Raw genomic sequence first — 14,497 nt, forward strand, 5'->3', positions numbered from 1 at the left:
CTTCACAAGTGAATTTCTTTTCATCTATCCGTGAGTATTCGGATTCAACCTCTTGCGAGATCTTCACCAACGACTTTTTATCGCCGTTTGGCTTTTCTCATCCAAACACCCACACTTATCGGCTGTTAATTTTTAAAGAGCTTGATCGCTTGGGGCTTTAAGCCGCCTCGGTAACCGCTTTGCTTGTTTGCTTTGCGTCACCAGCGAAGAATGCAATTATGTCATGGATTTGAAGGAGTGCGCAAGTCCTTTGCAAAAAGTTTTCAAAAAGATTGGGGAGGCACACTAGAGGCTGACTTTGAAAGGACGCTTGTGCTGCCCCGTTTGTATGTTGGCCCAGGGCTGGGCTTGTGTGATGGCGCTGAGATGGCGCTGCCTGAAGGGGCTGCACGGCATGTGCAGGTGTTGCGACTGCAGCCGGGTGATCGGCTCTGCCTGTTTGATGGCAGCGGTGGCGAGTGGGCCGCTACCGTGGGCGCCATGGGGCGCCGTGAGGTGCGCGTGACGGTCGGGGCTTTCGCGCCCGTGAGCCGAGAACTGGATGCCGAGGTGACGCTGGCTTTGGGCATGCCCACGAATGAGCGCATGGACACGGTGGTGGAGAAAGCCACGGAGTTGGGCGTCAGCGCGATACAGCCTCTTATATGTGAGCGGTCGGTGCTGCGCCTGGATGGGGAGCGCGCGCTCAAGAAGGTGGCGCATTGGCAAGGGGTGGCCATCGCCGCTTGTGAGCAATCAGGCCGGACACGGGTGCCGGTGGTGCGGCCGGTGATGGGGCTGAAGGCCTGGTTGGCGCAAGAAGCCACTGAAAGGGCCGGGGCGGCCAGCAGCACCGACGCCAGACGCGGCGTCTTGAGCCTGAGGGGCGCGCAGTGGGTGGGTGACTGGCTTCAAGCGGGGAAAGGCTTGCAGCAGGTTGATCCTTCGGGGCCGCGAACGTCTTGGGCGTTCTTGAGCGGCCCGGAAGGCGGCTTGAGCGAGACCGAGGAAGACCTGGCGCGCGGCCAGGGCTGGGCGCCGGTCAGCCTCGGGTCGCGGGTGCTGCGAGCCGACACCGCACCACTGACGGTGATGTGCTTGATGGCTTTGCACCATCCACCACCCCAGACCTGAGTCAGGCCTTGTTGGCGGCCCGGTCCTTGTTGGATCCGGCGACGAGGTCAAATCGGAACAAGCGGCATTCGATGGGGCCGTTGAACAGCACGACGCGGCGGCTTTCCTTGAAGCGCATGGCGCTGGGCAGCTTCATGTCGGGGCTGAGGATCCAGGCGGTCCAGCCGGTGTAGTGGCGCTTCCAGTGAGCGGCCAGACGCTGGAAGAAGTCATCGGCTTCAGAGGCGTCGAACTGCTCGCGGCCTGAGCGTGCGGCGATGGGCTCTTCATTGACTTGCGGTCGACGGCCGCCCTGGCCAGTGCCTTTGGGATCGATGCGCTCGCCATAGGGCGGGTTGAACATGAGCAGGCCGGATTCGACTGGAGCGGGGCGCTGGAGGGCGTCGCCGGTTTTGAACTCGATGGCGTGCAGAACACCCGCGCGCTCGGCGTTGCGGGTGGCAAAGTCGGTCATGCGGAAAGAGACGTCGCCGGCGTAGATGGCCACTTGCGGTGGCCGACGGCGGTCGAGGGCCGCCTGGTGCAGGGCTCGCCAATGGGCTTCATGCGGGACGAAAGGCAGCAGGTTCTCGAAAGCGAAACTGCGCAGCAAACCCGGGGCGATGTCGCAGGTGATTTGCGCAGCTTCGATGGGGATGGTGCCGGCGCCACAGCAGGGGTCGAGCAAGGGGCCGTCTTCGGGGCGGCCTTGCCAGCCGGCGGCGGCGAGCATGGCTGCGGCGAGGGTTTCTTTCAACGGGGCTTCGCCGACGTCTTCGCGCCAGCCACGTTTGAAGAGCGCTTCGCCAGAGGTGTCGACGTAGAGGAAGGCCTGGGTTTCGTCCAGGTGAAGGACCAGGCCCAGGTCAGGACGGAAGGTGTCGACACTGGGGCGCTCGCCGGTGGCATCACGCAGGACATCGCAGACAGCATCCTTGACGCGCAAGGCGGGGAAGTTGAGGCTGCGCAGCGGGCTGTTGCGCGCGGTGACATCGACGCGCAGGGTGTGCTGCGGGGTGATCCAGTCGGTCCAGTCGATTTGCCGCGCGATGCCGTAGAGATCATCTTCGTGGCGGTAGAAGTTGACGGCCACGCGCCAGAGGACGCGCTGGGCCAATCGGCTTTCCAGGTTGAGCCTGAAGGTGCAGTCGACGAGCTTGGCCGGTGTGTCGGCCTGGACTTCGACGCCACCGCGCACGGATTGCACCTCCGCATCGGCGCCAAGGATGCGCTTGGCTTCGTCGGCCAGCAGGGTTTCGACGCCGGTGGCGCAGGGCATGAAGAGCGCCTGAACGCGGGCGGGGCTCACCGGGGGGATGAATTTTTTGGCGGGTGCGTTGCCGCGGGGGCCGGAGGCCTGAGACACAGGGCCTCGCGGGCCCGTTTGGGCGGAACGGCCAGGAGCGGCAATGCGGCGCGGAGGAGGCTTGGGAGTCGTCACGGTGCAGACTGAAAAGGGGCAGGCAGCTCAGCTGCGGAGGACGGCCAGGACGTCTGAGCGGAATTCTCGCTGATAGAGCACCCACAGGACCGCCAAGGTGCCGATGGCAAAGGCGGCGGGGGAGACGAACCAGCCGATGACGGCAAAGGCCATGTAATAGGCGCGCAGGCCGTCGGCGAAGCTTTCGGCAGCCATGCCCATGAGGCGGCCGGCGCGGTCGGCGAACTCCTGGCGGTTGGCGGCACCGGAGTCGAAGTGTTCGACGTTGGGTGCAGCGCCCACCAGGATGGCACCGAAGGAATAGACGCGCATCGACCAGGTGAAGCGGAAGAAGGCGTAGACGAAGACGGCCAACAGGGACAGGATCTTCAGGTCGAAGATGAGCATGGTGGTGCGGGCCGCGAAGGGCAGGTCCTTGACCAGGTCGCTGGCTTTTTCGCTGGTGCCGAGCACGGCGAGCAGGCCGCCCAGCACGAGGATGGTGGTCGAGGCCCAGAACGAGGGGCTGGTGGACAGGTTCTGCACCACGGCGGCATCGACGATGCGCTGGTCGCGGTAGGTGACCTGGTGCATCCACAGATTGCGGAAGTGGTTGGTGCTGGCCAGCAGGGTGTGCTCGGATTTGGCACGCCACTTGGCGAAGAGCGCGTAGCCGATCCAGCCAAACAGGAAGAGCGCTGCCGCCGCCCAGTCCGCCAGCGGCAGGGTGGACAGCAGGGCGTCAAAACGCGACGGCATCACAGGGCCTTGCGCAAGTTCGCCGGGGCGATCTTGAGGGCTTCCCGGTACTTGGCCACGGTGCGGCGGGCAACCTGGATGCCTTGCTCTTCCAGCATGCTGCTGAGCTGGCTGTCGGACAAGGGCTTCTTGGGGTCTTCAGCCACCACCAGTTGCTTGATGAGGGCGCGCACGGCCGTGCTGGACGCGTTGCCGCCCGCTTCGGTGTTGAGCGAGGAGCCGAAGAAGTACTTCAGCTCGAAGGTGCCGAACGGGGTCGACATGTACTTGGCGGTGGTGACGCGCGAGATGGTGGACTCGTGCAGGCCGAGTTCATCGGCGATCTCCCGCAGCACCAGGGGCTTCATGGCGATTTCACCGTGGGTGAAGAAGTTCTTCTGCCGATCGACAATGGCTTGCGAGACACGCAGGATGGTGTCGAAGCGTTGCTGGATGTTCTTGACGAACCAGCGGGCCTCTTGAAGGCGCGAGCTCATGGCCACGTGGCCTTCGGAGGCGGTGGTGCCACGCGGTGAACGGCTTTGGCGCAGGGCTTGCGCGTACAGGTCGTTGATGCGCAGCTTGGGCATGACGTCCTGGTTGAGGACGACTTTCCAGTTGCGGCCCGACTTCTGCACGATCACATCGGGCACGATGATGTTGGCCTCGGCCCGTGTGAAGGGGCGGCCTGGCTTGGGCTCCAGGCTGACGATCAGGGTCTGCGCTTCCTTGAGCATGGCTTCATCAGCGCCGGTGGCGCTCATCAGCTTCTTGGTGTCACGGCGGGCCAGCAGGTCGAGGTGGCTTTTGCAGATGGTGATGGCGGTGGCTTGCGCGTCGCAAGCAGGCAGCACGCGCAATTGCAGGATCAGGCATTCCGACAGGTTGGCCGCGCCCACGCCGATGGGGTCGAGGTTCTGCAACCAGCTCAGGCCGCAACGCAGGCGCGACATCACTTCATCGCGGTCATCTTCGTCGGCATCTTCGTCGAGCAGGGAGGCGGCGATGTCTTCGAGCGAGTCGGCCAGGTAGCCGTCGTCGTTCAGGGATTCGATCAGCATCTCGACGGCGGCCATGTCGGCGCCGCTCAGCCGGGTGCCGCGCAACTGCTGGCGCAAGTGATCTTGCAGGCTGATGGCGACGCTGTTGCGCTCCAACGGATCGAAGTCGTCTTCGTCGTTGTTGCGGCTGGGCGTTTCGCGGATGCCGTCGAAGTCTTCGCGCTCGGTGCCATTCTCCCAGTCGTCGCGCTCGGTGGTGCCGAGTTCGGCGGTGTCCAGGCCAGCCGCGGCGTCGGGCTCGGAGGACTCGGGGCCGTCCTTGTGGGCGGCTTCGCTGTCAGAGGCGTTGCTGTCGTTGCGCTGGCGCTCGAATTCCATGCCGACGGCCACATCGAGGGCAGGCAGCTCTTCTTCGGGCTCCAGGAAGGGGTTCTGCTCGAGCATCTGCTCGATTTCCTGGTGCAGCTCGAGGGTGGACAACTGCAACAGCCGGATGGACTGCTGCAACTGCGGGGTGAGCGCCAGGTGCTGGGACAGTCGGAACTGCAAGGAGGGCTTCATGACTGCTCAGCGCCTCACATGCGGAAGTGTTCGCCAAGGTAGACCTTGCGCACCTCGGCGTTGTTGATGATCTCGGCGGGGCGGCCTTCGGCCAGCACTCGGCCTTCGCTGATGATGTAGGCGCGGTCGCAGATCCCCAAGGTTTCGCGCACGTTGTGGTCGGTGATGAGCACACCGATGCCGCGCCCCTTGAGGAAGCTGATGATGCGCTGGATCTCGATCACGGCGATGGGATCGACGCCCGCGAAAGGCTCGTCGAGCAGGATGAAACGCGGTTGCGTGGCCAGGGCGCGGGCGATTTCGACGCGGCGGCGCTCACCGCCCGACAGGGACAGGGCCGGGTTGCTGCGCAGGCGCTCGATGCTGAGGTCGCGCAACAGGGTATTCAGGCGCTCGTCGATCTCTTTGGCGCTCAAGGCCTTGCCGCGCGCATCCCGCTGCAGTTCGAGCACGGCGCGGATGTTGTCCTCAACGTTGAGCTTGCGGAAGATGGAGGCCTCTTGCGGCAGGTAGCTCAACCCCCGGCTGGAGCGCTCGTGGATGGGCAGGCGCTCGACGCGCTGACCGTCGATCTCGATCACACCAGCGTCGGCGCGCACCAGGCCCACGATCATGTAGAAGCTGGTGGTCTTGCCCGCGCCGTTGGGGCCCAACAGGCCAACGACCTCCCCGGCTTCGACGGCCACGTGAACATCGTGGACCACAGTGCGGGCGCCGTAGCGCTTTTTGAGCCCTTCGGCCCGCAGTCGGCTGGTGGTGTCCACCAAGGTCGGCTGAAAGTCAGTGCTCATCGGCGGGCACTTTCCAGCTCGGATGGCGACAAGGACGAGCTGGGCGACAGGGCCGCGCCCTTGTCGCGGCCAGCGTCTGGCGTGGATTTGGCAGGAGCGGAAGCCGCTGGGCGAGGTGCGATCACCCCACGCACGCGGCCACTGGACATGGCCGAGCCAGCGCCGCCCACCACCTGGAACACCTCGGTGCGGTTGTCGTACACGATGGTTTGGCCCACAACCTCGTCGGCCAGGGTGGTGCCCCGCAGGCGCCGCATGATGGCGCGGCCGGTGAAGCGCACGGTGTCGGCCGCGCCGTCGTATTCAATGCGCTCGCCTTCGCCTTCGATGAACTCGTCCAGGCCTTCGCGCTTCTGGCGGAAATAGGCGCGCCCATTGGGGCCAGCCCCACGGGCATTGGCGGTTTGCGTGCCATCGGCGTTTTGCCGCACCTCAACCCGGGCCGCGCGGAACACCATGGTGCCCTTGGTGATCTCGACATTGCCGGTGAGGATGTTGATGCGCTGGGTGTCGTCAACCCGGGCACTGTCGGCCGAGAAGTTCAAGGGCTGGTCACGGTCGGCCTTGTCAGCCTGCGCCGGAGATGCCAACACCACCATGCCGAGCAGAGCCGCAGCGATCACGGGCGCGACTCGTCCGGCCGCGTGGGCCAGACGGCGCAAAAGAAGGAGGGGCACTGTGGAAAACGATGACATATTCGGCATGGAAATTGCATTCATTCTAGCCGCGAAGCCCACGCTTCGGGCAAAGAATGACGTGATTTCCGCACCGTGCCACCCGCTTTTGTGCCGGTGGCGACCATCGGAGCAAGTGCTTACTTGGGTTTGCGAGCCCGAGCGATCAGATAATCGGCCACCGCCAGCGTTTTCTCTGGTGTGGCATTGAGGGACACCGATGTGGTGTATTGACCCGCGACGCCCAGCGTAGGCACCCCATCCAGCTTGTAGGCATCCATGAGTCCACGCGCTTGGCGAGCCTTGGTTTGCACAGCGAACGAGTTGTACATGGCCATGAACTTGACCTGGTCCACGCCATTCTTGGCGACAAAGGCCGCGATGGATTCCGGTTTGTCCAGCTTTTGCTGCTCGACATGGAGGGCGTGGAAAACCTTGGCGTGCAACACGGGGATCAGGCCCAGGGCCTCGATCGCGAAGTAAAGCTGCTGGTGCGCCACGAAGGGGACTTCACGGAAGACGACCGGCAAACGGCGAAAAGCCACATCGGCAGGCAGCTTCGCCACCCACGCGGCCAAGCTGGGCTCGAAATGGTGGCAATGCGAACAGCCATACCAAAAGAACTCGACGACCTCGACCTTGCCAGCCGGAGCCGACACGGGGGCGTTCTGGGACAACTTGATGTAGTTGGTGCCTTCGACCGGTGCGGCGCCTTGCGCCTGGGCGCTGGACCAGATGCCAGGGGCCAAAGTCAAACCAGCAACGCCCAGAGCCTGGGACGAAAAATCGCGGCGATTCATGAAACTTCCTTTCGGTGATGCCTGTCGTTGTTCTTCAGTGGCGCGGTCACTTCTGCACGCGCACCAGGGCCGAATCCACGCCATTGGCCGACAGCTTGACGCGCACGTCTTCTGCTTGATCACGCTGGCCAAAGGGGCCGATGCGGACGCGGTACATGATGCGACCACTGACTTCGCGCTCAACGATGCGGGCCTCCAGATCCATCAGCGCCAGCTTGCCTCTTTGCTGCTCGGCTTCGGTCTGGTTGGCGTAGGCACCGGCTTGCACGTAGTAACTCAACGAGTCAGGGGCTGAAGCGGTGGACAGGGGTTCGCCAGAAAGAATGGCTGCGGGGTTGCGGGCACTGGAAGCCGCCTTGGCCGGCACTGTGGGCTTGGACGACGCAGAAGCCGCCGGGTCGGTGGTGACCGGGTTGCTGCCAGATGCCGGGGTGGCGGGCTCCGAGGCAGCCTCGTCCACCACCGGCTGGGGCACCGCGTGGGGCTTGGCGGGGTTTTTGCCGTACAAGCCGCTGTTGGGATCCCAGTTCTTGTTGTGCTCGGCTTCGGCCGCGTCTTGCTCGGCCGTGCGCTGGGGCACCTTGTCGATGAAGGGTAAGGGCACTTTGGTGATGTAGACCGCCACACCCAGGGACATGGCCAGTCCGATCAACAGGCCGACGATCATGCCGAGGAAGAAGCCTCCGCGCTGCGATTTCATGTGCATTGTCCTTGGCAGGAGTTACATCTTTTCAGGAGCACTGACCCCAAGCAGGGCCAGACCATTGCGCAAAACCTGGGCGGTGGCCGACAGCAAAGCCATGCGGGCTCGGCTGAGTTCGACCTCGTCGACCAGGAAACGTTCCGCCGCATAGTAGCTGTGGAATGCCCCGGCCAGATCGCGCAGGTAAAAAGCCACATCGTGCGGCGCCAGGCCTTGGGCGGCCAGGGTCAGCATGCCGGGGTATTCGGCCAGCTTGGTCATCAAGGTCAGCTCGGTGTCGGCCTTGAGCAGGCTGAAGTCGGCCAGGGACAAGGCGGACAGGTCGCCGCCCTTGTCCCTGGCCCAATCGCGCAGCACCTTGCTCATACGGGCGTGGGCGTACTGCACGTAGAACACCGGGTTCTCGTCGTTGTTCTTGAGGGCCAGGTCAACATCGAAGACGAACTCGGTGTCGGCCTTGCGGCTGATGAGGAAGAAGCGCACGGCGTCCTTGCTGGTCCACTCGATGAGGTCGCGCAGGGTGACGTAACTGCCGGCGCGCTTGGAGATCTTGACCTCTTCGCCGTTCTTCATCACGGTGACCATCTTGTGCAGGACGTAGTCGGGCCAGCCTTGCGGGATGCCGACGCCAGCGGCTTGCAGGCCAGCGCGCACGCGGGCGATGGTGCCGTGGTGGTCCGAGCCCTGGATGTTGACAACCTGCTGGAAGCCGCGCTCCCATTTGGCGATGTGGTAGGCCACGTCGGGCACGAAGTAGGTGTAGCCGCCGTCGGACTTGCGCATGACGCGGTCTTTGTCGTCGCCGTAGTCGGTGGAGCGCAGCCAAAGGGCGCCGCCCTCTTCAAAGGTTTTACCGGCATCGACCAGCTTCTTCACCGTTTGCTCGACGCGGCCGCTGGTGTAGAGGCTGGATTCGAGGTAGTAGTTGTTGAAGCGGACGCCGAAGGCCTGCAAGTCCAGGTCCTGTTCGTGGCGCAGGTAGGCCACGGCGAACTGGCGGATGCTGTCCAGGTCGTTGACGTCGCCAGAGGCGGTGAACTCGCGGTCGTCGGCCTTGACGGTCTTCTTGGCCAGGAAATCGGCGGCGATGTCGGCGATGTAGTCGCCGTTGTAGGCGGACTCGGGCCACTCGGCATCACCCGGCTTGAAGCCCTTCAGGCGCGCTTGCGTGGATGAGGCCAGCGTGGCGATCTGCACACCGGCGTCGTTGTAATAGAACTCGCGGGTGACGGACAGGCCCTGGGTTTCGAACAGGTTGCACAGGGCATCGCCCAGCGCGCCCTGGCGACCGTGGCCCACGTGCAGCGGGCCGGTGGGATTGGCGGAGACGAATTCGACCAGCACTTTTCGGTCAGTGGCAGGCAGGTAACCAAACTGTTCGCCTTCGGCCAGCACTTCGGCCACCACGGCCTGCTTGGCCTGCGGCTTGAGGCGCAGGTTGATGAAACCGGGACCGGCGATTTCCAGGCTGGCCACCCATTGCTGGACGGCGGGCTGTTGCTGCAGGGCATCGATCAAGGCCTGAGCCAACTCGCGCGGGTTCTTCTTGAGGGGCTTGGCCAGCTGCATGGCGGCCGTGCAGGCCAGGTCGCCATGGGAGGCTTGCTTGGGAGCCTCGAAGACGGGGATGTGGCTGCTGTCGGGAACGGCGATGCGCAGGGCATCTTCCAGGGCGGAAAGTAAGGCACGCTTGGCTTGAATCATGGCGGGGATTCTACGGGGCGGCACAAGCGGGCGCACAGTGAGCAGAAATGCACACTTGGGGCGGGGCTTTTCAGTACCCGCCAAAAGCCCGGGCATGGAAAGATGGGGTCATGACAGGCATCGACATTGACCTGGACACCGGCATGATTGGCAAATACCGGGTCCTCAAAAAGCTGGGCGAGGGCGCCACCAGCGAGGTCTTCCTGTGCAGGGACGACTTCAACAACCGCGATGTGGCGGTCAAGCGGGTGAGGGCCGCCGCCCTGATCGACGCCGTGGACGGGCCGGTGTTTGCCCGCTTCTTCGCGGCCGAGGCGGCACTGGTGGGCCGCCTGCTGCACCCGAACGTGGTGCAGATCCTGGACGCGGTGCCCGATCCGGTGGCGCCTTACCTGGTGATGGAGTTTGTGCCGGGCAGCACCTTGCGCTCGTATTGCCGACCCGACCAGTTGCTGCCGCTGGAGCTGATCATTGAAATCGGCTTCAAGTGCGCCATGGCGCTGGGTTATGTGTACCGCCAGGGCCTGATCCACCGCGACGTGAAACCGGCCAACATCATGGCCATCACCAATGCCACGGGCGTGATCACCGACGTGAAAGTGACCGACTTTGGCAGCGTGCTGAACATGGCCGCCGATGCCACCCAGGTGCACCAGGTGGGCTCACTGGCCTACATGGCGCCCGAGCAGCTGGACGGCCACACCCTGGATTGTCGGGCGGACATCTATTCACTGGGCGCGGTGCTGTACCACCTGGTGGCCGGCAAGCCGCCGTTTGAAGCACCGTCTCAGGCGGTGTTGATGAACCAGATCTACAACCAGGAACCGGCCTCCCTGTCGGGCATGCGCTCGGGTGTGAACGAGTCGGTCAGCACCGTGATCCTGAAGGCGCTGGCCAAGAACGCGGATGACCGCTATCCCAATTGGGACGCGTTTGCACAGGCGCTGTCGGGCCTGATCTCGGACCACAAGGTGCCGCGCGGACACTTGCAGGGCGTGCTGGACTCCGAACGCTTCAACCTGCTGCGGGCGCTGGATTTCTTCAGCAGCTTTGGCGACGTGGAGTTGTGGGAAGTGGTGCACCGGGCCAAGTGGCAGCGGTTTCCCTTCGGGCATGCGCTGTACCGGCGTGGCGAGGAGGGGCGCAGCTTCCACATCATTGCGCAGGGCAGCGTGGAGGTGTACCGCACCGGCAAGCGCGTGGCACTGCTGGGCGCGGGCACCTCGGTGGGCGAGATGGCCTACCTGGCACCCAGCCCCGAGTTGCGACGCCACAGTACCGATGTGGTGGTGACCGAGGCGGTGACCACGATCTCGTTCACGCCGGAGAGCATGCAGCAGTTGAGCCCCAATGGCCGACACCTGTTCGACGAAGCGTTCATCAGGGTGCTGGTGCGCCGACTGCATGCAGCGCACGAAGCGCTGGCGCACCCGCGGCGCATCTTGTAGCCCCCGGCCCCGAGCCAACGGCCACGATGTCAGGCCCGGCGGCGGCGCCACAGCCGCCAACCAACCAGCGACAAGCCCGCCAACAACAGCCCATGCCCCGAAGGCTCGGGCACCAAGGCCACATTGGCCTGCACCATCACCGTCCGCACGTTGATGGACGCCTCGCCCAGGTCGGTTTCATAGCGGTAAATCGGCTGGGTGATGTAGACGGGCTCTTCGCGGTAGTAGCAGGTGAAGGGCTCTTCCGCTTCGCAGTAGTCCAGAACAGTTTCATAGTGATCGAGGTAGGTGTCATAGCCATCGAACACTTGCCTGGTGACGACATCGGCAAAGGCGCTGATGCTCAGGTCCAGGCGGAATGCCCCGCTGGCAGGCTCGGAGCCAACGTAGTCGATGGGGCCGCTGAGCGCATACCCATTGAAACCATAGCCGGGGCCCCTGAGGGAGACAAAGCCTGGATCTTCGATGCTGTAGTTGCCGGTGTAGGTCACTTGGTAGCCGGTGATGACATAACCCTCGGCAGGGGTGAAATTGAACACCGAACTGAAGACGCCCGTCAGGGTTTCGGGTGAAAAGTTGGCGTAGCTGGTGGCATACACGCTCATCAGATCGTTGAAGTTGACCTCGAAGCCATTGGCCACGGGCGTGAGCGTCAACGACGACCAGGGGATGACCTCGGAGGTCACGCCACCAAAAGCATGGACATCGCGATACCAGCTAGAGCCGTCGGTGTCGAAGTCAATGCCGACCTGTCCCGTGGTCAAGTGCGTGGGCGCGGCCTGGAGGGCGGCGCTGGCGCCCCCCAGCAACACCAGGACCATGGATCGAAGTGCAAAGGCTGATGTCATGACATGGCTCCCGGGGTCAATGGATGAACGCTGCGCAGGGGCCTGGCCCAAGCCGCGGTGAATGCCAGACGCAGGTCAAGTGCGCCGACGGCGTGCCAGCCAGGCGGCCAAAGGCACACCCATGGCCAGCAAGGCCAAACCTTCGGGTTCGGGCACAGCCACCACATTGGCCTGAACGGTGATGCTCTGCAGATTGATCGATGCTTCACCCAGGTCCGTTTCGTCATGGTAGACGGCGACATCGATGTAAACGGGCTCTTCGCGGTAATAGCAAATGCTGGGGTCTTCCACTTCGCAGTAGTCCAGCACTTGCTCGTAGCGATCGAAGACTGATTGGAAGCCGTCAAAAACCTGCACGGTGGAGATGTCGCCAGAGGCGTTGAGACCGCCGATCAGGCTGGGCGCGACGGCACCGGCCACATTGCCGGAAACACTGAAGCTGCTTCCCCCCAAAGACTCACTGAATACGGCGCCTGGCCCCCCCACGCTGACCGAGCCCGGTGTTTCGATGCTGTAGCTGCCCGCATAAGTCACGGTATAGCCGGTGATGACATAGCCTGCGGTGGGCGCGAAGCTGAACAAGGCGTTGAAGTTGCCGCTCAGGTACTCGGGCGAAAAGGTGTAGTAGCTGCTGGCGTACAGGTTCATGTAGCCGTTGAAATTGAGTTCAACGCCATTGCCCCCCGCCGTCACGGTCACCAGGGAGGGCAAGATGTCCTCGGTGGAGTAGCTGCCAAAGTTGGACACGTCTCGCGTGAAAGCGAAGGTGTCCTGATCAAAGTCAATGAGCACTTGGCCGGTCGCCAGCTGGGTGGGCGCAGCATGCACGGCAGCACCGGCGCTGAGCAGGGCCAGGATGACCGAGGCGCGAAGTACAAAGGCTGGTGTCATGAAAGAACTCCCTGGATCGGATTGGGTGAATGGGTTGACTGCATCAGTCGGCTCGACAGGCTAAGCGCAACACTGCAAATTCCACATCCCTAAACGTAGGGGCCTGGGTCAAGCCGCCGTAGACTGTGCGGACCTCTTCCCCACACCACCCTTGACGGAGCTTTCCATGCGCATGATCCTTGCCGCCCTCGCCCTCGTGTCCCTGACTGGCCTGGCCCATGCCGGTGAAGCCTGTGAGGCCAAGGCCATCGACAAGAATGGCAAGCCGCTGGCCGGCGCCGCCAAATCCAGCTTCATCAAGAAGTGCGAAAAGGACAGCGGCACCTCTGCCTGCGCCGCCAAGGCCGTGGACAAGAACGGCAAGCCCCTGGCTGGCGCCGCCAAGAGCAGCTCCATCAAGAAATGTGAGAAGGACGCCGCAGCAGGCGCCGCCCCAGCCACCTCGAAGTGATGGCGGCCACTCGCTCAGGCCGCCACGCCTGAGCGAGGGTCAACTCTCAGCGCACCCACACCCCTCGGGCCAGCAAGGCGGCGGCCAGCGGAATCAACACCAGCAAGTGCGCCTGGACCATGATCCAGCGGCGCACTTTGCGCACTTCGTCCTCGGCAGGCAAGGCGCCGTTCGCATCCAGCGCCTTGCGCCAGCGGATGAACGCCCTGGTCGGGCCGATCGAGATCAGCCCCACCACCACGAACAGCGTCAGCTTGAGGTGCAACAGGGGCTGGTGCCAGTACCACTCAAAGCCTTTGGCGCCCCAGTAGGTGCGCGCGAAGCCTGTGGCCAGCACCGCGATGGCCGCCACCATGTAGATCACGTCCACCCGCGCCAAACGGCGCACGACGGCGGCGTTCATCCATTCGGGGCGGCACAGCGCCGCCTCGCTGGTGATGAAGACGACCAGGGTCAGGATGGCGACGAAGTGCACGTAGGCCAGCAGGGATTCGGTCAGCATGGGGGCTCTTCCTTTAAGAGGGCTTGGGACCAGTATGCAGGGTCGCCGTAGGTCTCTTTGATGAAATCGATCCACAAGCGCAGGCGCAGCGGCAAGTGCTTGCGCTGGGCGAACACGGCGTAGATGCCATTGGGTGGTGCGGCCACATCGTCGAGCACGCTGACCAAGCGGCCCGCGCGCACGTCGGATTCGACCTCCCACCACGAGCGCCAGGCCAGGCCCAGGCCCTCCAGGCACCAGGCGTGCAGCACCTGACCGTCGGAGCAGTCCAGCTTGGTGGCCGGGCGCACGTGAGTGACCTGGCCTTCGATGGTGAAGGCCCAACCGCGCGTCTGGCTGGCTTCGGAGCTGAGCGTGAGGCAATCATGCCGGGCGATGTCGGCGGGCACCGCAGGGCGACCGCGCCGCGCCACGTAGTCCGGACTGGCCACGCACAGGCGGCGGTTGTCGGCCAGGCGCACGCTGATCAGGCTGGAGTCGGGCATGTCGCCCACGCGCACGGCGCAATCGAAACCTTCGTTGACCAGGTCGACCAGGCGGTCGGACAGGTTCAGGGTCATGGCGACTTCAGGGTGCAAGGCCACGAAGCGCGGCACCAACGGGGCGACATGGCGCCGCCCGAAGCCGGCTGGCGCGGTGATCTTCAAGTGACCGCTGGCTTTGACGCCGCCTGCACTGACGCTGGCTTCGGCGTTGGCCAGGTCGGCCAGCAGGCGTTGGGCGTCTTCGAGGAATGCGCTGCCCTCGCGGGTCAGGCTGATGCGGCGCGTGGTGCGCACCAAAAGTTTGACGCCCAGGCGCTCTTCCAGTGCATCGATGCGCCGCCCAATGACGGCGGGCGCCACCCCTTCGGCCTGCGCGGCGGCCGTCAGG

General features: G+C 64.1%; 15 protein-coding genes. 3 read left to right on the forward strand and 12 right to left on the reverse strand.

The genetic code is table 11. From position 1 onward, the window contains the following. Positions 1-312: 312 nt before the first annotated feature. Positions 313-1,113, forward strand: a complete 801-nt coding sequence (locus tag Q7V20_RS14750; protein WP_304792597.1) for a 16S rRNA (uracil(1498)-N(3))-methyltransferase — start codon at positions 313-315, stop codon at positions 1,111-1,113. 1 nt (position 1,114) lies between these two features. Here Q7V20_RS14750 and Q7V20_RS14755 read toward each other — a convergent pair whose 3' ends face one another. The 8 genes from Q7V20_RS14755 to argS form a co-directional block, all read right to left on the reverse strand. After that, positions 1,115-2,371, reverse strand: coding sequence for a class I SAM-dependent RNA methyltransferase (locus Q7V20_RS14755; protein WP_304792600.1), 1,257 nt, complete (start codon positions 2,369-2,371; stop codon positions 1,115-1,117). Positions 2,372-2,560: 189 nt separating this feature from the next. Continuing rightward, complete coding sequence (locus Q7V20_RS14760; RefSeq protein WP_304792603.1) at positions 2,561-3,271, reverse strand: DUF599 domain-containing protein; 711 nt, start codon at positions 3,269-3,271, stop codon at positions 2,561-2,563. Further along, a complete protein-coding gene (locus Q7V20_RS14765) occupies positions 3,271-4,812 on the reverse strand; it encodes an RNA polymerase factor sigma-54 (RefSeq protein ID WP_304792605.1) in 1,542 nt (513 codons plus the stop codon). The genes Q7V20_RS14760 and Q7V20_RS14765 overlap by 1 nt, the downstream gene beginning before the upstream one ends. Positions 4,813-4,826: 14 nt before the next feature. Next, a complete protein-coding gene (gene lptB, locus Q7V20_RS14770; protein ID WP_304792607.1) occupies positions 4,827-5,603 on the reverse strand; it encodes an LPS export ABC transporter ATP-binding protein in 777 nt (258 codons plus the stop codon). Continuing rightward, entirely contained in the window at positions 5,600-6,307 is a 708-nt protein-coding gene (gene lptA / locus Q7V20_RS14775; RefSeq protein ID WP_304792610.1) for a lipopolysaccharide transport periplasmic protein LptA, read from the reverse strand. Before lptA ends, lptB begins: the two co-directional genes overlap by 4 nt. A gap of 110 nt (positions 6,308-6,417) precedes the next feature. Next, positions 6,418-7,077 carry a thiol:disulfide interchange protein DsbA/DsbL gene (locus tag Q7V20_RS14780; RefSeq protein WP_304792612.1) on the reverse strand — a complete coding sequence of 220 codons (660 nt, stop codon included), beginning with the start codon at positions 7,075-7,077 and terminating at the stop codon, positions 6,418-6,420. A 46-nt stretch (positions 7,078-7,123) separates the two neighbouring features. Further along, positions 7,124-7,777, reverse strand: a complete 654-nt coding sequence (locus tag Q7V20_RS14785) for an SPOR domain-containing protein (RefSeq protein ID WP_304792614.1) — start codon at positions 7,775-7,777, stop codon at positions 7,124-7,126. 21 nt (positions 7,778-7,798) lie between these two features. Next, complete coding sequence (argS, locus tag Q7V20_RS14790; RefSeq protein WP_304792617.1) at positions 7,799-9,484, reverse strand: arginine--tRNA ligase; 1,686 nt, start codon at positions 9,482-9,484, stop codon at positions 7,799-7,801. Positions 9,485-9,594: 110 nt separating this feature from the next. On the opposite strand from argS, the gene Q7V20_RS14795 reads away from it, so the two are divergent. Beyond that, positions 9,595-10,932 carry a serine/threonine-protein kinase gene (locus tag Q7V20_RS14795; RefSeq protein WP_304792620.1) on the forward strand — a complete coding sequence of 446 codons (1,338 nt, stop codon included), beginning with the start codon at positions 9,595-9,597 and terminating at the stop codon, positions 10,930-10,932. 29 nt (positions 10,933-10,961) lie between these two features. Here the strand turns inward: Q7V20_RS14795 and Q7V20_RS14800 are convergent, their stop codons facing one another. Further along, complete coding sequence (locus Q7V20_RS14800; RefSeq protein ID WP_304792623.1) at positions 10,962-11,780, reverse strand: PEP-CTERM sorting domain-containing protein; 819 nt, start codon at positions 11,778-11,780, stop codon at positions 10,962-10,964. 75 nt (positions 11,781-11,855) lie between these two features. Beyond that, on the reverse strand, positions 11,856-12,671 hold the full coding sequence (locus Q7V20_RS14805; RefSeq protein ID WP_304792626.1) for a PEP-CTERM sorting domain-containing protein: 816 nt from the start codon (positions 12,669-12,671) through the stop codon (positions 11,856-11,858). Between the two features lie 166 nt (positions 12,672-12,837). Here Q7V20_RS14805 and Q7V20_RS14810 point away from each other — a divergent pair, with 166 nt between their 5' ends. Further along, the gene (locus Q7V20_RS14810; RefSeq protein ID WP_304792629.1) at positions 12,838-13,122 is read left to right on the forward strand and encodes a hypothetical protein; all 285 of its coding nucleotides are present in this window, start codon (positions 12,838-12,840) and stop codon (positions 13,120-13,122) included. 46 nt (positions 13,123-13,168) lie between these two features. Here Q7V20_RS14810 and Q7V20_RS14815 read toward each other — a convergent pair whose 3' ends face one another. Together Q7V20_RS14815 and Q7V20_RS14820 are read right to left on the reverse strand one after the other, a co-directional pair. Then, positions 13,169-13,624 carry a DUF2214 family protein gene (locus Q7V20_RS14815; RefSeq protein WP_304792632.1) on the reverse strand — a complete coding sequence of 152 codons (456 nt, stop codon included), beginning with the start codon at positions 13,622-13,624 and terminating at the stop codon, positions 13,169-13,171. After that, on the reverse strand, positions 13,618-14,496 hold the full coding sequence (locus Q7V20_RS14820) for a LysR family transcriptional regulator (RefSeq protein WP_304792635.1): 879 nt from the start codon (positions 14,494-14,496) through the stop codon (positions 13,618-13,620). Before Q7V20_RS14820 ends, Q7V20_RS14815 begins: the two co-directional genes overlap by 7 nt. Position 14,497 lies beyond the last annotated feature (1 nt).

The organism is Aquabacterium sp. (genome assembly GCF_030652515.1).
Lineage (GTDB): Bacteria > Pseudomonadota > Gammaproteobacteria > Burkholderiales > Burkholderiaceae_C > Aquabacterium.

Bases quoted from the DNA above. Each gene is read 5' to 3' on its own strand.
- Q7V20_RS14755 (WP_304792600.1), bottom strand. From the start codon at position 2,371: ATGCCCTGCGCCACCGGCGTCGAAACCCTGCTGGCCGACGAAGCCAAG.
- Q7V20_RS14760 (WP_304792603.1), bottom strand. From the start codon at position 3,271: ATGCCGTCGCGTTTTGACGCCCTGCTGTCCACCCTGCCGCTGGCGGAC.
- Q7V20_RS14765 (WP_304792605.1), bottom strand. From the start codon at position 4,812: ATGAAGCCCTCCTTGCAGTTCCGACTGTCCCAGCACCTGGCGCTCACC.
- lptB (WP_304792607.1), bottom strand. From the start codon at position 5,603: ATGAGCACTGACTTTCAGCCGACCTTGGTGGACACCACCAGCCGACTG.
- lptA (WP_304792610.1), bottom strand. From the start codon at position 6,307: ATGCCGAATATGTCATCGTTTTCCACAGTGCCCCTCCTTCTTTTGCGC.
- Q7V20_RS14780 (WP_304792612.1), bottom strand. From the start codon at position 7,077: ATGAATCGCCGCGATTTTTCGTCCCAGGCTCTGGGCGTTGCTGGTTTG.
- Q7V20_RS14785 (WP_304792614.1), bottom strand. From the start codon at position 7,777: ATGAAATCGCAGCGCGGAGGCTTCTTCCTCGGCATGATCGTCGGCCTG.
- argS (WP_304792617.1), bottom strand. From the start codon at position 9,484: ATGATTCAAGCCAAGCGTGCCTTACTTTCCGCCCTGGAAGATGCCCTG.
- Q7V20_RS14795 (WP_304792620.1), top strand. From the start codon at position 9,595: ATGACAGGCATCGACATTGACCTGGACACCGGCATGATTGGCAAATAC.
- Q7V20_RS14800 (WP_304792623.1), bottom strand. From the start codon at position 11,780: ATGACATCAGCCTTTGCACTTCGATCCATGGTCCTGGTGTTGCTGGGG.
- Q7V20_RS14805 (WP_304792626.1), bottom strand. From the start codon at position 12,671: ATGACACCAGCCTTTGTACTTCGCGCCTCGGTCATCCTGGCCCTGCTC.
- Q7V20_RS14810 (WP_304792629.1), top strand. From the start codon at position 12,838: ATGCGCATGATCCTTGCCGCCCTCGCCCTCGTGTCCCTGACTGGCCTG.
- Q7V20_RS14815 (WP_304792632.1), bottom strand. From the start codon at position 13,624: ATGCTGACCGAATCCCTGCTGGCCTACGTGCACTTCGTCGCCATCCTG.